At 59.8% G+C, this 23,962-nt stretch carries 18 protein-coding genes and 1 other RNA gene; 1 reads left to right on the plus strand and 18 read right to left on the minus strand.

The features are described from left to right. Positions 1-8 precede the first annotated feature (8 nt). The 3 genes from ICM05_RS12900 to ICM05_RS02800 all read right to left on the minus strand — a co-directional run bounded on the left by ICM05_RS12900 (position 9) and on the right by ICM05_RS02800 (position 2,781). Positions 9-1,883, minus strand: coding sequence for a choice-of-anchor Q domain-containing protein (locus tag ICM05_RS12900; protein ID WP_188023061.1), 1,875 nt, complete (start codon positions 1,881-1,883; stop codon positions 9-11). Between the two features lie 248 nt (positions 1,884-2,131). Beyond that, positions 2,132-2,608, minus strand: coding sequence for a RidA family protein (locus ICM05_RS02795; protein WP_188023062.1), 477 nt, complete (start codon positions 2,606-2,608; stop codon positions 2,132-2,134). Continuing rightward, the gene (locus tag ICM05_RS02800; RefSeq protein WP_353055485.1) at positions 2,605-2,781 is read right to left on the minus strand and encodes a DUF4177 domain-containing protein; all 177 of its coding nucleotides are present in this window, start codon (positions 2,779-2,781) and stop codon (positions 2,605-2,607) included. The genes ICM05_RS02795 and ICM05_RS02800 overlap by 4 nt, the downstream gene beginning before the upstream one ends. Positions 2,782-2,867: 86 nt before the next feature. Here ICM05_RS02800 and ICM05_RS02805 point away from each other — a divergent pair, with 86 nt between their 5' ends. Next, entirely contained in the window at positions 2,868-3,806 is a 939-nt protein-coding gene (locus ICM05_RS02805) for a metallophosphoesterase (protein WP_188023063.1), read from the plus strand. A 35-nt stretch (positions 3,807-3,841) separates the two neighbouring features. Here the strand turns inward: ICM05_RS02805 and ICM05_RS02810 are convergent, their stop codons facing one another. From ICM05_RS02810 to ICM05_RS02880, 15 genes are all read right to left on the minus strand, one after another. Then, positions 3,842-4,834, minus strand: coding sequence for a hypothetical protein (locus ICM05_RS02810; protein ID WP_188023064.1), 993 nt, complete (start codon positions 4,832-4,834; stop codon positions 3,842-3,844). 63 nt (positions 4,835-4,897) lie between these two features. Then, the gene (locus tag ICM05_RS02815) at positions 4,898-5,518 is read right to left on the minus strand and encodes an ATP-binding cassette domain-containing protein (RefSeq protein ID WP_188023065.1); all 621 of its coding nucleotides are present in this window, start codon (positions 5,516-5,518) and stop codon (positions 4,898-4,900) included. Beyond that, positions 5,509-6,516: a hypothetical protein gene (locus ICM05_RS02820; RefSeq protein WP_188023066.1), complete on the minus strand. Its 1,008-nt coding sequence runs from the start codon at positions 6,514-6,516 to the stop codon at positions 5,509-5,511. Before ICM05_RS02820 ends, ICM05_RS02815 begins: the two co-directional genes overlap by 10 nt. Before the next feature lie 138 nt (positions 6,517-6,654). After that, entirely contained in the window at positions 6,655-7,122 is a 468-nt protein-coding gene (locus tag ICM05_RS02825; RefSeq protein ID WP_188023067.1) for a hypothetical protein, read from the minus strand. Positions 7,123-7,880: 758 nt separating this feature from the next. Continuing rightward, entirely contained in the window at positions 7,881-8,939 is a 1,059-nt protein-coding gene (locus tag ICM05_RS02830; RefSeq protein WP_188023068.1) for an aspartate-semialdehyde dehydrogenase, read from the minus strand. 11 nt (positions 8,940-8,950) lie between these two features. Next, positions 8,951-10,222 carry an aspartate kinase gene (locus ICM05_RS02835; protein ID WP_188023069.1) on the minus strand — a complete coding sequence of 424 codons (1,272 nt, stop codon included), beginning with the start codon at positions 10,220-10,222 and terminating at the stop codon, positions 8,951-8,953. 89 nt (positions 10,223-10,311) lie between these two features. Next, positions 10,312-10,914 (minus strand): recombination mediator RecR, encoded by a 603-nt coding sequence (gene recR, locus ICM05_RS02840; RefSeq protein WP_188023070.1) that lies wholly within the window; start codon positions 10,912-10,914, stop codon positions 10,312-10,314. Between the two features lie 3 nt (positions 10,915-10,917). Then, positions 10,918-14,178, minus strand: a complete 3,261-nt coding sequence (locus ICM05_RS02845) for a DNA polymerase III subunit gamma and tau (RefSeq protein WP_251364479.1) — start codon at positions 14,176-14,178, stop codon at positions 10,918-10,920. A 141-nt stretch (positions 14,179-14,319) separates the two neighbouring features. Beyond that, positions 14,320-15,450, minus strand: coding sequence for a hypothetical protein (locus ICM05_RS02850; protein ID WP_188023071.1), 1,131 nt, complete (start codon positions 15,448-15,450; stop codon positions 14,320-14,322). A 44-nt stretch (positions 15,451-15,494) separates the two neighbouring features. Beyond that, a complete protein-coding gene (locus tag ICM05_RS02855) occupies positions 15,495-16,322 on the minus strand; it encodes a nitrilase-related carbon-nitrogen hydrolase (RefSeq protein ID WP_188023072.1) in 828 nt (275 codons plus the stop codon). A 102-nt stretch (positions 16,323-16,424) separates the two neighbouring features. Continuing rightward, on the minus strand, positions 16,425-17,624 hold the full coding sequence (locus tag ICM05_RS02860; RefSeq protein WP_188023183.1) for an acetate/propionate family kinase: 1,200 nt from the start codon (positions 17,622-17,624) through the stop codon (positions 16,425-16,427). A gap of 8 nt (positions 17,625-17,632) precedes the next feature. Continuing rightward, complete coding sequence (pta, locus tag ICM05_RS02865; RefSeq protein ID WP_188023073.1) at positions 17,633-19,756, minus strand: phosphate acetyltransferase; 2,124 nt, start codon at positions 19,754-19,756, stop codon at positions 17,633-17,635. Between the two features lie 280 nt (positions 19,757-20,036). Next, positions 20,037-20,133: signal recognition particle sRNA small type (ffs, locus tag ICM05_RS02870), an RNA gene on the minus strand. A gap of 27 nt (positions 20,134-20,160) precedes the next feature. Then, the gene (locus ICM05_RS02875) at positions 20,161-22,143 is read right to left on the minus strand and encodes an ABC transporter ATP-binding protein (protein ID WP_188023074.1); all 1,983 of its coding nucleotides are present in this window, start codon (positions 22,141-22,143) and stop codon (positions 20,161-20,163) included. Beyond that, positions 22,143-23,879, minus strand: a complete 1,737-nt coding sequence (locus tag ICM05_RS02880) for an ABC transporter ATP-binding protein (RefSeq protein WP_188023075.1) — start codon at positions 23,877-23,879, stop codon at positions 22,143-22,145. Before ICM05_RS02880 ends, ICM05_RS02875 begins: the two co-directional genes overlap by 1 nt. Positions 23,880-23,962 lie beyond the last annotated feature (83 nt).

The raw sequence follows: 23,962 nt of genomic DNA on the forward strand, positions 1-23,962 counted from the left end.
TTGTGTGGTTAGCCGTTTCGGGTCTTTCGGCGAGCCAACACCACAGCCCCGCCCATCAACACCAAACCAGCACCCAACACCCACGGCAACACCAGAGCATCACTACCAGTGCGCGCAAGATTCTGACCCGTCGGCTTCACCGTCGGATCAACAATCGGACCAACCGGCTCCTCAGGATCAGGCACCGTCGGATCAACAATCGGACCAGTCGGCTCCTTAGACACCCGCAACAACGCAGTACCCGAATCAGCATCCAACTCCGCAGCACCCAACACCACACGAGCACTCATACCAAACTCAGAACCATCAACCGCAGACGCCTGCAACGTCGGAACCGAGAAATCCTTCGAACCCGTCTCACCCGCCGCAAACGACACCGTCTGCGTCGTCGACGTGAACCCCGCACCAGCAACAGCAGTGCCATCAACCGTGGTCAACTCAACATCAAACGACGTATCACCAGGCTCCACCACCGTCACCGGGAACCGAGCATCAGACCCAGCCGCAACCTCACCAGCATCACCAACCGTGACCAACGCACGCTGTGCTTCAACCGAACCAGCATCAGACAGCCCGGCACGCGTGCCCAGCACACCACGCTGATCCTCAACCGAACGCGGAGCCGAACCAGCATCAAGCACCGGGGAACCAGCCAAAGGCACCCGAGCAAAACTCTCGCCCAAACCGATATCAGCCAGGTCGCCTAGCAACAGGTCATCCACCGTCTTCGCGCCGGCAAGCGCAGACGAATCGCCTACCACCACGTTGCCCACGCCAGTGATAGCAGCACCGCTATCCGCGTTCACTGCCGGTGAGCCATTCCCATCCATCGCCGAATTATTGATGGTCACGTCTCCGTCGTAGTACGTCTTAATCTGGCCGCCAACCGTCACATGATCAAACTCTGCGTAGTCATTGTTATTGGCTTTTCGGCCCGAAATAACTACTGCTGGAGCGCCGGGGTTTGCGTCAATCGTGCTCGAAGACACCTTTACTGGACCATGCGTGCCGTACTTGGCGTAACCAACCTGAAGCAATGGAGTTGTACTGGTCGAGGACGCATCGCGTTCGACGCTGTTGTTCTCAAACAGCAACTTCGGCACCGCATTCCCGGGGCTAGGAGCGTTACTTGCATCCAAGCGAACAAAAACTCCCCTATCTGTCCGGTCAACAAACCGATTCCCAGAAATAACTGCAGGAACCTCTTCTTGTTCGGAGGAGGAAGCACCCGTCATGAAATCAACACCGGCAGCATCCTTATCAAACTCCACGATGTTGTCGACAAACCTGAACTGCTGATTCGCGGGACCGCTTGCACCATATTCGAACAGCAGATAGCGGGGGTCGGTAATCGTGTTTTGAGCTACCTCGATAGTTTCTGGATTGCCCAAAATAACAAAGGGTGTGCCAACACCTTCGAACGCACTCTCGACCACACGAATCGAACTCGTTTTGCTATCTGCATTTACCCCAGAAGCGTCAGCATCACCGATGAATCGGCAGTTACGAACCGAAATAGCTGGCACAGTAGACCCAAGCCAGCCATTGATTGCAGTTGCCTTCCCCGACTTCGGTGTGAGGTGCAATGTCAGGTTTTCGATCGAGAGTGACGCAGACGGGGAGAACATATTTATGTTTTCCATCCATGCCGAAGGCGGTTCTTGCCTTTCCAAAGAGATACTGGCTCCGCTCCCTTCACCAACGATTCGCACTGCGTCATTCACCTGAAACTCCGATTCCGGGTACAGCTCCAGACCTTCGGAAATCACGATCGTGTCTTCACCCGGCGACGCATCTGCCTCACTCAGCGCTTCACGCAGCGTGCCAGGACCAGAATCATCTGCTGACGTCACCCGCAACTCAACAGCATGCGCAGGAGACACCCCCACTCCAAAAGCACTCAACAGAAGCGCAGCAGCAACCCCTGAAACAAAAACCTTCTTCACATCTTCTCCCTTGAAAACTCACAGTCTGGCATGAGAGTAACAAGATATGTCCCCTCTCCATAAGAGGGAAAAGAAGCCCAGCAGTTGCTGCCGCATAACGACGATGGGGTGTGAACCGATCAGTTTCGGTTCACACCCCATCGAGTGTGGAGACGTTCGACTCAAGGCCGTTCGTCGGTAGCGTCTTAGTCTTCGACGCGGAAGATGAACTCAACCTCAACAGGAGCGTCGAGCGGCAGTACGGCAACGCCGACAGCCGAGCGAGCGTGGATGCCGCTGTCGCCGAAGACGCGGCCGAGGAAGACCGATGCGCCGTTTGCAACACCGGGCTGGCCGGTGAATTCGGGGTCCGAAGCCACGAACGCGGTGACCTTGACGACCTGGGTGACCTTGTCGAGCGAGCCGACAAGGCCGCGAACTGCTGCAAGCGCATTGAGCGCGCAGAGCTGTGCAAGCTCTTCAGCCTGCTCAGCCGAAACCTGGCCTTCGCCGGTGCCGACCTTGCCAGTCGCGGGCAGCTTGCCCTCGACGAAGGGGAGCTGACCCGAGGTGTACACGTAGTCGCCCTCGCGCAGTGCGGGAACGTACGCTGCGACAGCTGCAGCTACCTCGGGGACCTCGAAACCAAGTTCGCGGATGCGGTCTTCAATGACAGAGCTCATGCGTTCTGTACCTTTCGCTTCATGTACGCGACGTTGCCGCCGGCGGGGCCATCGATGATCTGGACGAGTTCCCAACCTTGGGCTCCCCAGTTATTGAGAATCTGGGCCTCATTGTGCAGCAGCAGTGGCGTTACAAAGTATTCCCATCGCACGGGCGTTGACGTCTCGGTCACGGTGCTCCTTCTCATCATCATGCTGAGCGCGAGTGTACGCGCTCATGCTTCACTGGCGGTCAGTGAAGTCGCCTAGAGTTGATTCTATGACTTCTACGCGCAAGGTGGTGGGCGCGCTCGCCCTCGGAGTTGGACTGTACGCAACTGTTGTGGAGCGTCAGCTCTTTACGATCCGCCGAGAAATCCTCCCCGTGCTGCCCGCGGGTGCCGCTCCCCTGCGCGTGTTGCACCTCTCTGACCTGCATCTTGCACCGTGGCAGACGCGCAAGATGAACTGGGTGCGATCGCTCGCCGAACTGCGGCCAGATCTTGTCGTTCTCACGGGCGACATGATGGGTCACGAACATGCGCGCGGATCGCTGATCTCGACCCTGCGTGCGTTCGCTGGCGTGCCAACGGTGTTCGTGCACGGCTCGAACGACTATTTCAAGCCGGTCATGAAGAACCCGTTCAAGTACATTTTCTCGCCGAGCCAGCACAGCAACCGCCCGTATGATCTCGACCCCGATGCGCTCACGCGCGAGTTCGAGGAGCTCGGGTTCACGAACCTCAACAACGCGGCGACGCGGGTTACGCTGCGCGGGACGACGCTGGATCTGTTGGGTCTGAATGATCCGCACATTGAGCTCAACGATGTTGACGTGATGCGGGAGTCGCTGGCGGATCTTGGTGCGGGCGATGCTGGTCCTGGTGCTGATGTGACTGCGCGCCCCGTGCGCATTGGCGTTGTGCATGCCCCGTACCAGCGTGCGCTTGGCGATCTCTTGGACGATGGTGTGGATGCGATCTTTGCCGGCCACACGCACGGCGGTCAGGTGCGCGTGCCAGGCCTCGGTGCGCTCGCATCGAACTGCGATCTTCCCGTCGCGCAGGCCCGCGGACTCAGCGTCTGGTACGACGCACACCGCGCCGCATTCCTCAACGTCAGCGCCGGACTGGGCAACTCGATCTACGCCCCCGTGCGCTTCGCGTGCCGTCCCGAGGCATCGATGATCACGCTCGAGGCAACCGACTCAGACAAGTAGTCGCAGACGCAAAGGGTGGGCGGATCGGCTTTCGCTCATCGGTCCTTCGCAAGTGAGATTGGCGACCGACGAAGGATTAGCGTTGCAGTACAACCCGCGATGAGAACAATGAGGACTCCTGCGGAGGCCGTTTCCAAAAGCACCGCACCGGTCGCGAAGTCTAGTTCCCTAAAGACGAGTAATGCTGAAATTGCAGATCCGCAGAACGCTGCGGCGCAGATCACTGCTTCCCAGATAAGCATGATGGTGACTGACCCACGAGAGGATCCACTCAAACGATAGACCGCGATTTCACTCGACCTGCGCAACGTCCCGAAAGCTGTTATCAGTCCAATCAGCATTCCTACCGCTTGTCCGGCTATGGCAGAAGGGCGTTCCCTGTATTCCTCGAATGGGTTGAAGATGTCTCTAAAGGAGGCAACCCCAATGACGGGGTTGCCAAACACCCTCAGCTGCGAAAGCAATCCTGGCATGGCACCTTCTAGGTGCTCTCTTTGATCAACCAGCACTACGCATTTTTCAAGTAATTTGTCATTTGGAGGGAGCCCGACGACTATCGCGTTGTTGGTGGAAATCCCAGCGGGTTGGCTTTCACCCACAAGAACAGGGACCCCCACCCCATCAATCAATAGGTTCATTTCAGTTCCCGCAGGCTCTTGAACTAATTCCGAACCAATGATCGCCATTCCCCGATCGAGCATTGGAAACAAGGTTGTACTGCCAGCGAGCACTTGAAGAGTTCCAAACTGCGCAGTTGTAACCTCTCCTACGGAGCTCATTCCCCCTGCCACTACCGCTCCAGTGTTCTCGGCAATCTGCTCACAAGATGTCCTCTCGATACGTGAAGGCTGCGTTTCATCTCTGCTCTGAACCACGAACAGGTGTCGACCTTGATTTTCAAGCGTTGCAACTTTACTTTCCAGAGTCTGCAGTTCTACCGTCCTGAACAACACGAACGCTACGCCAAGCACCACCGCGACATATAGACCCCAACGAGCAACGGAAGTAGTGGAGAGAGTGTTCTTCACCGATTCTCGAACCAAATAATGATGGGCCCATTGGTCTAGGTCCCAAGGCAAATTTGGCATGCGCTACCCTCTATTTTCCTGGTCAAAACGCATAAATAGAACTCGGTCCACCGCTTCAATGAGGGTAATATCGTGCGTCGCCACGATCATTGTTCGCTTTGTCTTCAAAGCTTGAAGCAAAGAGATGACGCTGTCCGTGTTCTTAGCATCGAGATTCGCAGTTGGCTCATCAGCCAGAATCACTGCCCGACTCGAAGCGAGCGCTCTAGCGAAGGCGAGTCTTTGCAGTTCACCCCCGGAGAGGTGCTTAGCTTGTTCCTGATCTCGGTTCTGTAGCCCGACAAGTTCAAGAACACGACGAGATACGAGGATTGCCTCTTCGACTTCAACACCGTCGCTTAACGGAGCAATCATGACGTTATCTAGGACGCTACGGCTGCCTAACGCATTTGCGCCTTGCGGAACCCAAACACATGCGTCGGGATTCACAGTCTCATCGTTGATGAGGATGCTTCCGCATTGCGGACGTCGTAAGCCAGCGATGACTTCCAACAATGTAGTTTTCCCTGAACCAGATGGTCCAACTACTGCGGTGAGTTCGTTTTTCGCGAAGGAATAGGACAAATCGGAGAAGACCAGACGTTCCCCCACGACGACCGATAGCCGCTCAACCTTCACGGACATATTTGGTCCGGATCGACGGAGTCGGAAACGTTGGCCATAACCTCTATTCCGATAACTGCTGGCTCGACAGCAGTAACCCCGATTTCGCCAACTGCCTCCGAAATATCGACGGTACGAAGCGTTTCAACGCCTGATCGTTTCCTCACGAGCAGGCAGGCGTTGCCTTCAGGATCAACGAAAACCGCGGTATTCGGTATCAGACCGAAGCGGGCGACATTAGTTGCTCTAACCATCAAACCTCGGAAGACGAAGGTCGTGTTCTCCTCTTCCAAGGAGATAACCCCTTCACGGGACCATCCTAAGAGCGTTTCAAACAGACCTTTTATGTCCGGAGGATCCTCGTCTGTCCCGTCTAATGCATAACTGTTTTCACCAGCAAAGATTGTGATCGACTCGCTAGATAGACGAAGTGAAGAGGCATCCGAATCGCTGCGTCGAATTTCAAAGCTCGTCGCAACAGGGTCAGAGATCGCTACAATTTTTTCGCCTGGCACAGGATCACCGACGGATGCCATCACTCGCGCGACGCGGGTGAAGTTTACTGGAACAAACACGAAGTTTGACGGGTCAATCAAAGCATTTTCAACATGTCCAATGCTTCTTTGCATTTCCAGCACACGTTCTACAACCCGTGGCCCAAAAGTTGGGTTCTGCTCCAACGCTAGCTCATCTACGGCATGGCCGGTCTCCTCAAGTAGCCTAAGAAGCACCCCTACGTCAGGGCCTTCATCCCCGGCCTGAAGCGGTCGGTAGAGGGGGCTTTCCCCTGTATATGAAGCAATCGGCTGCCCATCGACAGCGAGCACGTTAGTACCGGGACTCACGTAGCTTCCCACTTGGAGGCCTACAGCGGTTACAACTCCTTCACGATCTATACGAAGCTTTGAGGGTTCTAGCGTCTTAAACACTATTTCAACGCTTTGTCTGAAGTCATTGGCTCGTTCCCCAACTAGGACCGTCCTCGGCTCATTTACGGTATGAGCCTTTCGTTCTAACATCTGCGCACCATATCCGAAACCTGCCCAGAGAAGTACTGAAGCTGACCATACGCATACAAGCACGACTAAGGATCTTCGTGTGTAGCTCCGAGGCTTAGCGACTCTTGCCATTGCTGTAAACCCACTCAAGAATTCCGGTTATTCGAGACAGTCCGAGATTTCATATCCGCCACGTTTCAAGGTCGCAATTCGCTCGTCTTGGGTTGCGGCAGCGGGCAACCCTTTTTCGTCCAAACAAGCCCTGAGCAATTTCGCTTCTTTGGATTGTTCAACGATGTTGTCCTGTAACTGCCAAGCAATATCCACATCCTGAAAATTCTCTTCATAGCATTCCTCGCCACCGGAGTCTTGAGAAGCTATGGGAATTAGGAACCGGAATACACCGTTTTCTTCATGGACGTCCTGAATCGGAAAACCAATGCCGTCCATGCAGACGCGATATTCCCTAAAGCTCGCTTCGTACTGCCCACGAGTGACTGTGGTTTCCGATTTCGCCTCGGCGTTGGAATTAGAACTCGCGCAACCCACAAACAGCCCGACAGAAACGCACGCACCGATGCATAGTTTGGCTCCCCCAGATCTCTTTGAGGCCGTCTTGTGGTTCATGTCCTGAACCCAGTTGATCGTTCTGCTTTGTGATATCCAACGGAAATTCGGCTTTTCTCCGCGACCGCAATACTTGACGCCCAGCTCCAGGAGGTCTTAAACCTAGATTTGGTGCCATACACAACTGAAATGCCAACGCTTCCGCAGGCGTTGTATGTTGATCCTTCTGTATATCCATTGCTCGGCGAGGTCGAACCTGTAACTGATCCCCGATCCCAACCGTTTTGGCAGGGTCTCATGCTTTGGCCCACCGCATAGGCAGGTGAAACCATTGCAGTACTACTGATCAAAATGGCAAGAGCCAGGCCAGTCACTGAAATCCATTTCTTTCCCATTGAATCTTTCCCTTCTTTAGTGGAGAACTAAATCTGGCGTTCAGATTAACAACGATGAACAGGGTTAGAAACTAAACCCGTACGACCGAAACGGTAGCCATTTTGGCGGGAGTGTCAGACCTGTCGAACGCTGGCATCTTCCGTCCAGCAAAACGGGATTTGAGTCATCCAATATCGTTGCAGCTATTGGGATCTGGCGAGTTTTGACGGTCCTAGGGAGATCATGTGATCACCAGTTTCGCTCTCCAATTGCTCTGTGCAAGCCTGACCGATTTTGAGCACCAGATTTGCGCGGGTGGTCGAATTGGCCAGGCAAGTAATGAATAGGACTCTGCATGGGGAAGCAATATCTGCCGGTCCATCAAAACAGCAAAAGGCGCGGCATCCCTTTCGGGAGCCGCGCCTTTTGGCTAGCTGCGAGCGTTACGCTGCGATCTTCTTCGCCGCGACGAGCTCTGCGATCTGCACAGCGTTGAGTGCTGCGCCCTTGCGGAGGTTGTCGTTCGAGATGAAGAGCACGAGACCCTTGCCAGCGGGTGCCGACTGGTCCTGACGAATGCGGCCGACGTACGAGGGGTCGTTGCCTGCAGCCTCGAGCGGGGTCGGGACGTCGCTGAGCTCAACGCCGGGAGCCGATGCGAGAACCTCGCGCGCCTCGTCGGGGGTGATGGTGTTTGCGAACTCTGCGTGGATCGACAGCGAGTGACCGGTGAAGACGGGAACGCGCACGCAGGTGCCAGCTACCAGGAGCTCGGGGAGCTCAAGGATCTTGCGGCTCTCGTTGCGAAGCTTCTTCTCTTCGTCGGTCTCGCCTTCGCCGTCGTCAACGATCGAGCCTGCGAGCGGCAGTACGTCGAACGCGATGGTCTTCGTGTAGACGTTGGGTGCCGGGAAATCGATTGCCGAACCGTCGTGGACGAGCTTCGAGAGGTTGCCCGTCTCGACTGCTGCGGTGATCTGGCCCTCAAGCTCAGCTGCGCCTGCGAGGCCCGAGCCCGATACTGCCTGGAAGGTCGTCACGATGAGACGTTCAAGGCCAGCTGCGGTGTCGAGTGCCTTCATGACGGGCATTGCCGCCATGGTGGTGCAGTTCGGGTTCGCGATGATGCCGCGAACTGCCTCGTCGATCGCGTGCGGGTTGACCTCGCTGACCACGAGGGGAACCTCGGGGTCGAGGCGCCATGCGCTCGAGTTGTCGATGACGGTCGCGCCTGCTGCTGCGAAGTCGGGGGCGTACTTCTTCGAAGCTGCGCCACCTGCCGAGAACAGCACGATGTCGAGGCCGCTCTTGTCTGCGGTGTCGATGTCTTCTACGACTATCTCTTCACCACGGAACGTGAGGGTCTTGCCAGCCGAGCGTGCGCTTGCAAAGAAGCGGATCTTGCCGACGGGGAATTCGCGCTGCTCGAGGAGCGTACGAATGACGGCGCCGACCTGGCCGGTTGCGCCAGCAACGCCTACGGAAACAGTGTTTTCAGCCACGTTGTGCTCCTTTATCGGCCGGTACCGGCGTACACGGTTGCTTCGTCTTCTGCGTCGAGACCAAATGCGGTGTGCAGTACGCGGACTGCCTCTTCCATGCGGTCAGCGCGGGTAACCACCGAGATGCGGATCTCAGAGGTCGAAATCATCTCGATGTTGATGCCTGCGTCGAACAGTGCACGGAAGAGCTGTGCCGAAACACCGGTGCTCGTACGCATGCCTGCACCGACAACGGCGATCTTTGCGATCTGGTCGTCCATGAGGAGGCGGGTGAAGCCGAGCTCTTCGCGCTCTGCCTCGAGTGCTGCGAGCACGCGCTCACCGTCAGCGACGGGAATGGTGAAGGAGATATCGGTGCGACCCTCTTCCGAGATGTTCTGCACGATGATGTCGATGTTCGCGTCGGTCTTTGCGACAACCTCGAAGATCTGAGCGGCTTTCCCAGGGACATCGGGGACGCCGCCAACGGTGATCTTCGCTTCGCTCTTCTCAGCTGCGATACCTGTGATGACTGACTCTTCCACCTGGACTCCCTTCGGGTGACCCTTTGCGGGGTCGTAAACAATGGTGCCCTCTTCGCCACTGAAGGACGAGCGGACGTGCAGGACTACGCCGTGCCTGCGTGCGTATTCAACAGCGCGGAGGTGCAGGACCTTTGCGCCAGATGCGGCGAGTTCGAGCATCTCTTCCGCAGTGATCGAGTCGATCTTGCGCGCGAGAGGAACCATGCGCGGATCGGTCGTGAAGACACCGTCAACGTCGGTGTAGATTTCGCACACGTCAGCGTTCAGCGCTGCGGCGAGGGCGACTGCGGTGGTGTCGGATCCGCCGCGACCGAGCGTCGTGATGTCACGCGAGTCACGGTTGAAGCCCTGGAAACCAGCGACGATTGCGACTGCGCCCTTGTCGAGTGCTTCACGCACGCGACCCGGGGTGACGTCAACGATCTTTGCCGAGCCGTGATCAGCGGTCGTGATCATGCCTGCCTGGCTACCGGTGAACGAGAAGGCGTCGACGTCCATGCCCTTAATGGTCATAGCGAGCAACGCCATCGAAATTCGCTCGCCTGCGGTGAGCAGCATGTCCAGCTCGCGGGGAGCTGGGTTAGCGGTGCACTCAGATGCGAGGTCGAGCAGCTCGTCGGTCGAATCTCCCATTGCGCTCACAACAACAACAACTTCGTTGCCTGCTTCGTGAGTTTCTACAATGCGCCGCGCAACTCGCTGAATGCTCTCTGCGTCGGCAACCGATGAACCCCCGAACTTCTGCACGATCAAAGCCACGTGGGGTCCTCTCCTTAGGGTCTATACCGCCTCACAGTCTACAACGAGCGGCATGCTTCTCTCGTCTGCGACCTGTAAGAATGGCGTAATTATGCGTCTCCGAGTACTCGGCGGCCCTCAAATGCGCGGCCAAGCGTCACTTCATCAGCAAATTCCAGATCTCCACCAACCGGCAAGCCGGACGCAAGGCGAGACACAGGAACTTCCATGCTGGACAGCAGTCGAGACAAATATGCCGCGGTGGCTTCACCCTCGAGGTTCGGATCTGTCGCGAGGATGACTTCCTTGATCTGGTTGTCGCCGAGTCGGCGCATCAGCGCGGGAATACTGAGGTCGTCGGGTCCGATACCGTCGATCGGGCTGATCGCGCCACCAAGCACGTGGTAGAGCCCACGGAACTGGCGGGTGCGTTCGATCGCGACGACGTCCTTGGGTTCTTCGACGACGCAGATGAGCGTCTGGTCACGCTTGGGGTCGCTGCAAATGGAGCAGCGCTCGCTCTCGGTGATGTTGCCGCAAAGCTCGCAGAAGCGTACGCGCTCGCGCACGGTGCTGAGGAGTTCTGCAAGACGGGTCACGTCAAAGCTCTGCGTCTGCAGAATGTGGAAGGCGATTCGCTGCGCTGATTTGGGTCCGATGCCGGGAAGGCGTCCGAACTCATCAATGAGGTCCTGCACGATTGCGTCGTACATGCGTTACCTTTCGGCTCGGTTCGGAAGCTCGCGCTCCTCAAGGAAAATGGCGCCAAGCACCTCGCGCACGACGGCTTCGCCGTAGCGGGTAAATGATGGCGCTGACTTGCTGCGCGGTGCCTCAGCAGAAGGATCTGCTGCTGCGTTTGCTCCGGGCGTGGGCGCGGGCTCGGGCACTGCGGCCTCGGTGCGTGTAGTTGGCGGATCCGCCTGCTCGGGTGTCGATGCGGCTGGCTCGGCGGGTGCAGCCGACGCGGGTGTGGCAGCAGCAGGAGTGGCAGCTGACGTGTCAGTCACTGGGGTCTTCGACTGCGAGTGGGCAGCGAATGCCGCGAGACGGGCAGCAATTGCGGTATCGGCCGCCTGTGATGCCTGGGTTGACTCGGTCGACTCGACTGCCTGCTGGCGATCCGCTTCGGGGTCGCTCGCTGGCACCTGCGAGGACATGCCTGCGTAGGGGTCTGAGTACGGATCTTCGTCTTCGTCAGGGAAGTACGGCTCGTAGTCGTCTGCCGGGTCGCGCGGTGCAGCGGGAGCTGCGGGAGCAGCAGACTTCTCAACGACGGGCTCGACTACCGCGGGCGCGGGCTCAGGTTCCACAACTGGCTCGACGGGTGCGGGTGCAACTGCTTCCTCGGGCTGTGGCTCCACCACTGGCTCGGCCACAACCTCGACTGCAACTGCTTCGATAACGGGCTCGGGCTCAACAACCGGTTCTGGCGCTACAACCGGTGCCGGGGCTTCTGCAACGACAGGCTCAGTGACGACAGGCTGAGGCTCCACTGCGGGAACCTCGACCGGCGCAGGCGGCTCGATGGGAGCCTGCTGCGCTACAACGGGCTGATCCTGGGCAGGGACCGGAGGCTCTGCTTGCACGGGCGCAGCGGGAGCCGCTGGTGCGATGGGAGCTGCCGGAGTCAGCGGAGCGATTGATCCTGGCTTGGGTGCCGGGGGCTGCGGATCCGCCCATGCGGGCGCAGCGAGCGCCGGACCGAGCGCGTTCAGGCGCGCGGAGATCCGGTCTGCGGTTGGGTCAGGCTTCGGAGCTGAACCAGCTCGGTGAGGCTCCTCTGGTGCCGAACCCGCAGGCTCGGCGGGAGCTGCGGGAGCCGCTGCTTCGCGCACGGCCGCCTGGGGCTGCAGCTGGGTCGGCTTGTACTTCACGCGGATGCCAACGGCCTCGAAGATTGCTTCGCGGAGCGGGCCAGCACCTGCCGACTTGAACGCTGCGAGGTCGGAGCGTGATGCGACGCCGAGCTCAAGCACGTCACCCGTCAGGGAGAGCGGCTGGACCGGACGAACTGCGTTCCAAGCGTCACGGTTCTGCTCGAGAATTTCTTCGAGCAGGTCGCTCCAGACTTCCTGCAGGTCAGAGATGTCAGGTTCGCCGGTCTCTTCGAACTCTGCACCTTCAGCGTCTGCCATCGGGGCTGCCGGAGCGGGAGCAGCTGCAGGCGGTGCCTGGCGCTGCATCGTCTGCTGCGGAGCCTGAAGCTGCTGCTGCTGCTGCGCGGGAGCAGCAGCCTGCGGCTGCACCTCGGGCTGCGGCTGCACATCGGGCTTCGGTTGCGGAGGCTTAATGGGCTCGGTGCCGATGCTCTCGATCTGTGCTGCGCTGAGCACGTCTGAGATCGGGCGACCAAACTTCGCGGCGCCCTCGTTCGGGTGCGGCTGCGTGCGCTGACCTGCGGGCGCCTGGGCAGCGGGAGCCTGAGGCTGGCGCTGCTGGGGTGCAGGAGCTGCCTGCGGCTGGACCGGCGCCTGGGGCTGCACGGGCGCCTGAGCGTGCTGCGAAGGCGCTACCTGCTGCTGCTGCTGCTGCTGCTGCTGCGCTGGCGTCTGCTGCTGAGCGACAGGGGCCTGCTGAACCGGAGCTGCAGGGGCCTGCTGAATCGGAGCGGCCGGAGCCTGTGCCGGCTTGTCGCTCTCGCGCAGGAATTCGCGGATCGAGGCCGCAGTCTGTGCAGCGTTCGGAACAGCTGCGGGCTGCTGCGGAGCCTGAGCAGGAGTGGGAGCAGGAACGGACTGCTGCTGCTGCTGCGCGACCGGCTGAGCGGGCGCGTGTGTCTGGGGTACCGGACGCTGCTGAGCAGCGGGGACCTGAGCAGCCGGAGCCTGCACGGCCGGAGCCTGACGCTGCTGCACGGGGGCAGCAGGTGTAGTGGTTGCGGGCGCAGCAGGCGCTGCCGAACCACTCGCATCATGCGCGCCCATGCCGACGAGTGCGCGAGCGATCATGAGCTCAAGCTGCAACTTCGGAGTGGTCACGCCACTCATCTGGTCGAGGGCAGCTGCCACCGTGTCTGCAAGCGCAGACAGCTCAGCTGCGCCAAAGACGCGAGCCTGCTCGAACATGCGCGCGAGCTGATCCTGTGGAACACCGCGGAATACCGCCGTCGCACCGTCAATGTTCGTCGCGTTCACAACGATGAGGTCGCGCAGACGCTCAAGGAGATCTTCGACAAAGCGACGCGGATCTTGCCCAGTCTGCACCACACGATCGACCGCGTAAAACGCAGCGCGAGCGTCGCGCTGACCGAGCGCAGTTACGACGTCGTCGAGCACCTCTGCGCTTGTGAAACCAAGCAGACCGGCCGCACGCTCAGCAAGCACGAGGTTGCCCTCAGAACCGGCAATGAGCTGGTCAAGGATTGAGAGGGTATCGCGCACTGATCCGCCGCCTGAGCGAACGACGAGCGGCAGTACACCTGGCTCAACCTGCACGCCTTCGCTGTCACACAGCTGCTGCACGTAGTCAACGAGTGTTCCGGGCGCAATCAGGCGGAACGGGTAGTGGTGCGTACGGGAGCGGATCGTCCCGATCACCTTCTCAGGCTCAGTGGTCGCGAAGATGAACTTCACGTGGGGCGGCGGCTCTTCAACGATCTTGAGCAGGGCGTTGAAGCCACCAGCGGTGACCATGTGGGCCTCATCAATGATGAAGATCTTGTAGCGATCACGCGCGGGAGCAAACACTGCTCGCTCACGCAGGTCGCGGGCGTCATCGACGCCACCGTGGCTCGCAGCATCGATCTCGACGACGTCGAGCGAGCCGCCACCACCACGGCTGAGCTCGACACAGCTCGGGCACGTGCCACACGGAGTGTCGGTCGGACCCTGCGCGCAGTTCAGGCAGCGCGCAAGAATGCGCGCTGAAGTCGTCTTACCGCAACCGCGGGGACCGCTGAACAAGTACGCATGCCCGATGCGCCCAGTGCGCAGCGCAGTCATAAGCGGATCAGTCACCTGGGACTGACCGATCATCTCGGCGAAATTCTCGGGCCGGTACCGACGATAAAGAGCTGCAACCACGAAGTCCATGCTACCTGGGGCCACTGACATTGAGACGTGTACTGCGCGATTCTTGTCAGGACAACTGCGATGTCACAGCCTCAACACGGGCAGCTACCAACGATCAATAAACCAGAAAATAATGTTTGGTAACGCGACAAGTACCGCTCCAAACAGCAAGAACAGGAACACCCACACGATGCCCGAACGGCGGGCAAGTCGTTGCCCGCCTGCAGCAACCTGCGTCCGCGGGTAGGCAGCGCGCGGATCGGAATACGTCTGCGCCTGGTGTTCGAGTTCTGCCCCGAACAACTCAGCGAACCGCAGCAGGGCAGTGATTTCAGCCTGGTCATGACGTCTTCCGACTTTTCCTGACGCGACGATCATTCGATCTTCGACAATCTCGATGTCCCACCCACGGCCAGCATCAATGAGGCAGGCCATCACGTCAGGCGTAAAGAGCTCCAGCGCGTCACGCTCGTACCCTGCCGGGACATACACCGTGAAGTGCTTGTCGAAATCACCCTCAAAACTCATTGGCTTCACAACTGGTGAAAACTGACGAAGCTTCCCGTTTCGAAGTGAGTCCACCACGATGTGCGGTAGGTCTCGTGGCAGCCGCAGCGCTAAGTACCTAAATGTCTGACGGGGTCCCTGTCGGTCCCCCTTCTTCCCGTTGTAGTTTGCGATCGCAACCTGGAGGTCTGGATCGTACGCTAGTCCACCTTGCCAAACAACGAACGAAGATCGGAACAGAGACGGCTCCTCATACGGATCTTGCTGGCGAATCTGTGTTGCGCGCCGACGATGCGACATCTGCACAGCGGTAGGCGACTCGGCAAACATCACCCCAGCTCTTGGAGGGGTGAATCCGAAGCGCGACATGGTGAGACCGTGAGCTTCGGCGAATCGGCGGATCGCGATTTCACGACGAACATCACTCGGCCTCGACACACAAATTGAGCCGAACATGACCAACGCAATGGTGATCCAAGGCAATGCGATACACAGCAGCGGAAGCACAAAGCTTTCCCAGCCAGGAACATCACGCATAGCGGCCGGCTCCTGGTAGACGAGCGCGGTCAGACAGGCTGCGGCGAGCGCAGCGAGTAGGAGGAGCGCCCCAAGCCGCGCTGTGCGGAAAGCGCCAGGATCCGCTTCGCGCACCTCCTGCCACCGCACGCGTGCTGGCCAGGTCGCACGCAAGGCGGAGAGGGACGTGTCACGTGATGCTTCAGAGTGCATGGGGGCCTTGGCCGTCGAATCGAATGACAGTAGTGAAACGTCGACTAGCGCACGTCATAGGAAAGCGAGATGCGCCGGTTCGCAAGAGCAGGGAGCGCCGAGCGCGCATGTTCAACAGCACCAGCCGTCACGTCTGCAACAACGACGCCCGGTTCACGCGGGCCAAGACCGGCGACGACCCCGCCGAGCGGATCAACGATTCGGCTGAGTCCCGTGGTAGCAGTGTTTCGCGATCCGCCGCCAACGGCACCGCAGGCGACAACCCACTGCACGTTCTCCAGTGCGCGGGTGCGAGTGAGCATGTCCCAGTGGTCTTCCTTACCAGGGCCTGATGCCCATGCGGCAGCGAGCAGTGTGACCTGTGCTCCACGCTCGCTCAGGCTACGGAACAGCTCGGGGAATCGTACGTCGTAGCAATTTGCGAGGCCGACGCGCAGCCGCTCCCCCGCGTGCGCAACCTCGAACACCGGCGGCAGCTCTTCGCCAGCGCGCGTGTGCTCGGCCTCGCTCGCCGCGAACGCGACGTACAGGTGCAGCTTGCGGTAGCGGGCGAGCTCGCTCCCATCTGGGCCGATGGCGAGCATGGTGTTGAAGGGAAGATCCGCGCCCGAAGGCTCGAAGCCAGCGCTCACGACCGTGATCTCGTGCGCGACGGCGATCTCAGCGGTCGCACGCGCGAACGCGTCCCACCACTCATCCGCGGCGGCAACGAGCGACTCGGCCGTCACCGACTGCAGCAGCAACATCGTCTGCTCAGGGAACAGCACGACCTGCGCACCCTGCGCAGCGGCCTCGGCTGCCCGCTCACGCATCTGCGCGATGTTCGCGGCAGGATCGGTGGACGGTGTGACCTGAATGGCGGCGATCCTCATGGCTGCGATTCTGCCGTAATTGGGTGGGAAGTGCGAGCCTTCTGGAATACAACGGCGGCGAGCGCATGCATTGCGCCAGCCGCCGTTGTGGTCTCAATCGACTTACAGATGTGCAACAAGCTGCTGCGTCTGACGCGCGATCTCAGTTTCCTCATCGGTGGGTACGACAAGCACGCGCACGCGAGATGCGTCGGTGCTGATGACGCGCGGTCCGCTGGCGTCTGCCCAGTTGCGCTCGGTGTCGAGTTCAATGCCGAACCATTCGAGGCCGGCACAAATGCGCTCGCGCAGATCGGGGGCGTTTTCACCAACACCCGCGGTGAACACGATGGTGTCAGCGCCGCCGAGATCAACGAGGAAGCCACCGAGGTATTCGCGGATCCGCTTCGTGTACACATCGATCGCCAGCTCCGCCGCGGCCTCACCAGCAGCTGCGCCAGCACGAATATCGCGGAAGTCGTTCGAACCTGCAAGCCCAAGCCACCCAGAGCGCTTGTTCAGCAGCTCATCGAGCTCGTCAACACTCATGCCGCGACGCAGCATGTGCAGCATCGCGCCCGGGTCGATGTTGCCCGAGCGAGTGCCCATCACGAGACCCTCAAGCGGGGTGAGCCCCATGCTCGTGTCGACCGATTTGCCAGCCCTGATTGCGCACGCCGAAGCACCATTGCCAAGGTGCAGGATGATCTGCTTGAGCGACTCAACCGGCTCACCGATGAATTCGGCGGTGCGACGCGAGACGACCTGGTACGAGATGCCGTGGAATCCGTAGCGACGGATACCGTGCTCGCGCGCAGCCTCGCGGTCAATCGCGTACGTGTACGAGGCCGCAGGCATCGTCTGGTGGAACGCGGTGTCAAACACGGCAACGTGCGGCAGGTCGGGCAACACGTGGCGTGCGGCCATGATCGCTGCATAGTGACCTGGGTTGTGCAGTGGTGCGAGCTCGGCAAGCGCGAGAATGCGCTCGGCAACGTGGTCGTCAATGAGGGTCGGTTCGATGAACTCGTTGCCGCCCTGCACCACGCGGTGCCCCACAGCAACGATGCCGAGTTCATTGATCGGCGTGCCAGCTTCGGCAAACGCCTCAACCACGGCACGGCAGCCCTCGGTGTGATCGTTGATCGGGAACTCACGCTCGATCGTGGTCTCGCCAGCAGTGTGGCGGATCTGCCCCGCATCGCCACCGATGCGTTCGACGAGCCCGTTCGCGAGGCGCGTGCCCGTCTCAGGATCCACCAGCTGGTACTTGATCGACGAAGAACCAGCGTTGAGCACCAGGATCTTGGCGGAATCGGTCATGTTCGTGTTCACACGGCCTCCGGGCTGGCGGCCATGCCGGCCTGCACAGCAGTAATAGCAACGGTATTCAGAATGTCTTCGACCGTCGCACCACGCGACAGGTCGTTTACGGGCTTGTTCAAGCCCTGCAGCACGGGGCCGACAGCTACAGCGCCAGCCGAGCGTTGCACAGCCTTGTACGTGTTGTTGCCAGTGTTCAGGTCGGGGAACACAAAGACCGTCGCACGGCCAGCAACCTCAGAGCCGGGGAGCTTCGACGCACCGGTCGCAGGATCTGCAGCGGCGTCGTACTGGATTGGGCCTTCGAGCAGCAGATCGGGACGCGCTGCCTGCGCGATCTCGGTGGCCTGGCGCACCTTGTCGACGCCCGAGCCAGAACCTGAAGCACCGGTCGAGTACGACAGCATTGCGACGCGCGGTTCAACACCGAACTCCGCAGCGGTCTCCGCCGACGACAGTGCGATGCTCGCGAGCTGCTCCGCAGTGGGGTCGGGGTTCACCGCGCAGTCGCCGTACACCAGCACGCGGTCGGCAAGCAGCATGAAGAACACACTCGAGACCACCGAGACGCCCGGCTTCGTCTTCACAAACTCGAGGCTCGGGCGGATCGTGTTTGCCGTCGTGTTCGCAGCGCCGGACACCATGCCGTCTGCATCGCCCAGATGCACCATCATGGTTCCGAAGTAGCTGTGGTCTGCCATGCGCTCGAACGCCTGCTCGAGGTCGATGCCCTTGTGCGCGCGCAGCTTCGCGTATTCCGCTGCATACGCGTCAAGACGCGGACTCGTCTTGGGATTCACGACGGCTGCGCCCTCGATCGCCAGGCCGAGCTCGGCACCGCGCTTCCGCACAGCGTCTTCATCACCCAAGATGGTGAGGCGCACCGTGCCGCGCGACAGGAGCGTGCTCGCTGCGCGCAGAATTCGGTCGTCGCTGCCCTCTGGGAGCACGATGTGCGCGTTCGCTTCGGCAGCGCGCTTGAAGAGATCGTAGGTAAACATCGCAGGGGTCTGCACGCCACCGCGATGCAGACTCAGGCGCTCACGCAACAAGCTACGGTCAACATGCGCGCGGAAGTTCGCGAGCACCGTATCGAACTTGCGGGGCGAATCTTCGGTGAGCACACCGCGGGTGTTCGAGATCCGCTGCACGGTATCGAAGGTGCCAAGATCGGTGCGGATCACGGGAAGCGTCGAATTGATGCCATCAAGCAAAAGCGAGACCGACTCTGGCAGCTCAAAGTCACCGTTCAGCACGACCGCGCCGATGGTCGGGAACGTGGGGCTCTCATGCGCCATCGTGACGGCAAGCAGCAGCTCCGAGCGGTCTGCTGCGAGCACCACCACCGAGCCCTCAATCAGGCGTGGCAGCGTGTTTGGCATCGACATGCCAGCGACAACCGCATGCGTAGCCTCGCGAGCGAGCAGGTCAGTGCTGCCGCGCTCAAGTCGACCTGCAACAGCGGTCATGATTTCAGACACCTGCGGAGCAACCAGCAAGATCTCTTCCGGCAGTACCCAGACGGGTGCACCCTCGGGAACGATGCGCGCGACTTCATCGCGGATCTCGTCAAGCTTGTCGGGATCCGCACGGTTCACGATCGTGGCAAGCAGGGTCGCATGCTCGGCGTGCAGCTCGTGGATTCCCAGCTCAGCAACGAGCGAGAGCTCTGCCGCGGAACGGGCGACAGATTGGCCCAGTACCGCGATCGACGACGGCTGACGGCCGCCGATAACGAGGAGCACCGGAGTATCGAGGTTCGCCGCAATACGCGCATTCACTGCGAGCTCGGTCGGCGAAGCGACGTCACTGTAATCGGAACCGACAACGATGACCGCGTCGCACTCGCGCTGCATCGCACGGTATGCGGCGACGATGCGTGCCATCGATGCTTCTGGCTTCGAATTGAGCTCTTCGTAAGTCACACCAACGCAGGCTTCGTATGGCAGGTTCGCAGTAGCCCGTTCTCGGAGCAGTTCCAGCACGCGATCGGTGGTCGAAGCCGAACGAATCACGGGACGGAACACCCCAACGCGCGCCGCCTTCGAAACGAGGGTCTCCAACACACCGAGCGCTACTGCGCTCTTCCCGGTGTGGCCCTCGGCTGAAGTCAGGTAAATGCTTGCTGCCATGACCCCACTCTAGTCAGCTCAGAAGCCTGGCATGGCGCGATTTCTCGACGTCGAAACAACGTTAATTCGACGTCGAACTATTCTGAGAAAGATGCATGGGTACGCATAGGTAGTCACAAGGGCACTCATTCATTGAGGCCTGAGTATGTGGAGCAGGGGTTTTGGCGTGTTGCGGGCGTGTTTCGAGCGCGTCCCGAGCACACTCAGACCGCCAACCAAGCCAGCACGGTGAAGTCCGCTTTCCGCCAGACCGCATAACGAAATGCTGGCGCCTGAAGACACAAAAGACCCCTCATGCACCTGACAGAGCCCGGCTACCCTTGCTTCGTTTCCGACCTGGGGGAGTTTACCGAGATGCCACCACATGAGGGGCTTCTTGTATTCTAGCGGATCACTGCATGAAATCAGGAACCGGGCGAAACCTCGGGTGAGTTGTCAGCGTCAGCGCTCGTCTCCGAGCCGGCCGTAACCGCTTCACCCTCGCTCTTGCTTTCGTCTTCCTCATCCTCGCCGGCGAACTGCGCCATGTGCAGTGCCGCGTATGCGCCAGCGCGTGCGAGCAGTTCCTCGTGAGTGCCCTGCTCGACAATGCGGCCAGACTCCATCATGAGGATCGTATCTGCGTCACGAATCGTCGAGAGACGGTGTGCAATGACGAACGAGGTGCGGTCCTGGCGCAGCGTCTGCATAGCCTTCTGCACCAGTACCTCGGTACGAGTATCAACCGACGACGTCGCCTCATCAAGGATGAGCAGCGACGGGCGAGCAATGAACGCACGCGCGATCGTCAGCAGCTGACGCTCACCAGCAGAGAGCGACGAACCATTCTCATCGATGACCGTGTCGTAGCCCTCGGGCAGCTGACGTACGAAGCGATCCACCATGGTTGCCTGCGCCGCTTCGATGACTTCGTCATCGGTAGCGTCGAGACGACCGTAGCGAATATTTTCGCGAATGGTGCCCTTGAACAAGAACGCATCCTGCAGCACCATGCCGACATGACCGCGCAGCTCAGCACGCGACAGATCGGTGATGTCGACGCCGTCGAGGGTGATCCGCCCACCATCAAGTTCGTAGAACCGCATGATGAGGTTCACGAGCGTGGTCTTACCTGCGCCGGTCGGACCGACGATCGCGACGGTGGTACCCGGTTCAGCTTCGAGCGAGAGATCCTGAATAAGCGGCTTCTCCGGAGTGTAACCAAAGGCGACACCTTCGAAGACGACCCGACCGTTCGTGCGCTCTGGCAGATGCGTCTTCGCCGATGCTTCGCTATCGGGTTCCTCTTCCTCTGCGTCCATGAGCTCGAACGTACGCTCAGCCGAGGCAATGCCCGACTGCATCATGTTTGCGAGGCCGGCCATTTCGCCGAGCGGCTGCGAGAATTCACGAGAGTACTGAATGAACGCGGTCACATCACCGAGGGTGAGCTGACCGGCGGTCACACGGAGCGCACCGACAACAGCGATGAGCACGTAGCAGAGCGCCGAGACAAACTGCATCGAAGGCATAATCGAGCCAGAGAGCGCCTGCGCCTTGAACGCGGAATTGTAGAGGCGCTCGTTGCGCTCGTCGAAGAGCTCAACCATCTCCTTGTCACGGTTGAAGATACGCACCAGCTCGTGGCCGGTGAACGACTCTTCAATGTGACCGTTGAGTTCGCCAGTGCTCTTCCACTGCGTCGCAAACAGTTTCTGCGCGCGCACGCCAACGATGCCGGCGATGATGCCAGAGAGCGGGAGCGCGATCAGCGCGATCAGCGCAAGCTGCCACGAGACGATGAACATCATCGCGATGATGCCGACCACCGTCAGGAACGAACTCACGAGCTGCGAGAAGCCCTGCTGCAGCGCCTGCTGAATGTTGTCGACGTCGTTTGTTACGCGAGACAACACGTCACCACGCTGCTGCTTGTCGAAGTAGCTGAGCGGCAGACGGTTGATCTTGTCTTCGATGTCCTGACGCAGCTTGTAGACGATCCGCATGACGAGACCATTGAGCAGGAAGCCCTGCAGCCACATCAGGAACGAAGACACGAGGTACAGCGCAAGCACGAGAAGAATCAGGCGCGACAGATGACCGAAATCGATCCCGCCACCCATGACTCCGTTAAAGATGACGTCCATCGCCTGGCCGAGCACCTTCGGGGCGATGACCGTGAGCGCGACCGAACCCACAACGAGCAGCACCACGAACATGAACGTGTACTTCTCGGGTCCAATCAGACCAAAGAGGCGCTTCGCTGACGGCCAGAAGTGCTTGGCCTTCTTCGCCGAGGCATTGCCAAACATGTCACCGTCGGCTTCGCCTGGCGTGAACTCTTCTTCAAAATTCTGTGTCTCCTCAGTCTCGGCTACGGCCGACTGAGTGCGTGACTTTTTCGCCATTACTCTGCTCCCGCCGTATCCATCTGAGAAGCGACAATCTGCTGGTAAATCTCGTGCGATTCCAGCAGTTCATCGTGGGTGCCGCTGCCGACAAGTTCGCCGTCCTCGAGGACGAGAATCTGATCCGCATCCATGATCGAAGAGACGCGCTGCGCAACGATAATTCGAGTCGCGCCACTCGTCGCCTCGGGCAGGGCCGCACGCAGACGCGCGTCGGTTGCGACGTCGAGCGCGGAGAATGAGTCGTCGAAGAGGTACGCACGAGGCTTTGCCACGAGCGCACGCGCAATCGAAAGCCGCTGGCGCTGACCGCCAGAGACGCTCGTACCGCCCTGCGATACGGGTTCTTCGAGACCAAGCTCCTTATCGCGCACGAAGTCTTCGCCCTGTGCGACGCGGAGCGCCGACCACAGATCTTCATCGGTCGCGTCGGCATCGCCGAACCGCAGGTTCGACGCAATCGTGCCCTTAAACAGATAGGGACGCTGCGGGACGAGACTCATGGTGCTCGCGAGCTGGGCGCGCGTGAGTTTGTCGATGGGCTGGCCATCGACGCGGATCGTTCCTTGCTGTGGATCGAACAGTCGCAGCGCGAGGTTGAGCAGGGTCGTCTTGCCAGAACCAGTCGAACCGATGATTGCCGTGGTCTTGCCCGGCTCAGCGACGAAGCTGACGTTCTTGATGACAGGCTGTTCTGCCCCGGGGAAACCGAAGGTCACGCCGTCAAACTCAATGCGGCCATTGGCCGGCGTCTCAAGCACCGCAGTCTCCGGGAACTCGAGCGAGGGCTTGGTATCAAGCAGCTCACGAATTCGCTCAGCACAGACCACCGCGCGCGGAATCATCATGGTCATGAAGACACCCATCATGACCGCGGCGAGAATCTGCAGCAGGTACTGCAAGAACGCGGTGAGCGAGCCGACCTGCACATCACCAGCATCCACACGGTGACCACCGAACCAGAGCACGGCTGCGGTCGCGAGGTGCAGCACCATCATGATCACGGGGAACATCATCACGAAGATGTTGCCGACCTTGACCGAGACCTCGGTGATGCGCTCGTTGGCGCCGCGGTAGCGATCCGCCTCGAAATCCTCGCGCACGAATGCGCGCACGACACGGATGCCCATGATCTGTTCACGAAGCACCGAGTTGATGTCGTCAACGCGATCCTGCATGGTGCGGAAGAGCGGAAGCAGCAGCCACACGAGGAAGCTCACGATGAGCGCAAGCAGCGTGACAGAAACCCAGACCAGCCAAGACATTCCGGCGTCTTCACGGAGCGCCATGATGATGCCGCCGATGCACATGATCGGGGCTGACACCATAAAGTTCAACGTCATGAGCACGAGCATCTGCACCTGCTGCACGTCATTCGTGCCACGGGTGATGAGCGTGCCAGCGCCGAACGACGTGGTCTCAAGGGTCGAAAGTGAGTCAACCTTGCGGTAGACCTCGCGGCGCAGGTCACGGCCCACGCCCATAGCCGTCAACGAGCCAAATACGACCGCGGCAACCGCGGCCAGAACCTGGACGAGCGCGATGACCAACATGGTCCCGCCGGCACTCCAGATGAAGTCAGTATCGCCCTTGGCGATACCCGTATCAATGATCTTTGCGTTCAGGCTTGGGAGCCAGAGACCGCAAATTGTGGACACCAGCTGCAACACGACAACGAGCGCTATTAACCACCAATAGCGCTTTGCGTGCTTCAGCGTGAGTGAGAGGAGAGCCAACGTGCACCTTTCGAGAACTCACAGATTGAGGTTTCACACGCTTGCCAAGACGCAGGAAACAGAGTGGGCAAGTCTAACATTCT

Origin of the sequence: Leucobacter sp. cx-42 (genome assembly GCF_014529985.1) — a bacterium.
In the GTDB taxonomy this organism is placed as follows: Bacteria; Actinomycetota; Actinomycetes; order Actinomycetales; family Microbacteriaceae; genus Leucobacter.

What these genes read in the sequence shown, in the direction of transcription:
- ICM05_RS02795 (WP_188023062.1), bottom strand. Translation starts at nt 2,608, where the DNA reads ATGAGCTCTGTCATTGAAGACCGCATCCGCGAACTTGGTTTCGAGGTC.
- ICM05_RS02875 (WP_188023074.1), bottom strand. Translation starts at nt 22,143, where the DNA reads ATGGCGAAAAAGTCACGCACTCAGTCGGCCGTAGCCGAGACTGAGGAG.
- ICM05_RS02855 (WP_188023072.1), bottom strand. Translation starts at nt 16,322, where the DNA reads ATGAGGATCGCCGCCATTCAGGTCACACCGTCCACCGATCCTGCCGCG.
- ICM05_RS02845 (WP_251364479.1), bottom strand. Translation starts at nt 14,178, where the DNA reads ATGATCGGTCAGTCCCAGGTGACTGATCCGCTTATGACTGCGCTGCGC.
- recR (WP_188023070.1), bottom strand. Translation starts at nt 10,914, where the DNA reads ATGTACGACGCAATCGTGCAGGACCTCATTGATGAGTTCGGACGCCTT.
- ICM05_RS02860 (WP_188023183.1), bottom strand. Translation starts at nt 17,624, where the DNA reads ATGACCGATTCCGCCAAGATCCTGGTGCTCAACGCTGGTTCTTCGTCG.
- ICM05_RS02820 (WP_188023066.1), bottom strand. Translation starts at nt 6,516, where the DNA reads ATGTTAGAACGAAAGGCTCATACCGTAAATGAGCCGAGGACGGTCCTA.
- ICM05_RS02850 (WP_188023071.1), bottom strand. Translation starts at nt 15,450, where the DNA reads ATGCACTCTGAAGCATCACGTGACACGTCCCTCTCCGCCTTGCGTGCG.
- pta (WP_188023073.1), bottom strand. Translation starts at nt 19,756, where the DNA reads ATGGCAGCAAGCATTTACCTGACTTCAGCCGAGGGCCACACCGGGAAG.
- ICM05_RS02805 (WP_188023063.1), top strand. Translation starts at nt 2,868, where the DNA reads ATGACTTCTACGCGCAAGGTGGTGGGCGCGCTCGCCCTCGGAGTTGGA.
- ICM05_RS02825 (WP_188023067.1), bottom strand. Translation starts at nt 7,122, where the DNA reads ATGAACCACAAGACGGCCTCAAAGAGATCTGGGGGAGCCAAACTATGC.
- ICM05_RS02815 (WP_188023065.1), bottom strand. Translation starts at nt 5,518, where the DNA reads ATGTCCGTGAAGGTTGAGCGGCTATCGGTCGTCGTGGGGGAACGTCTG.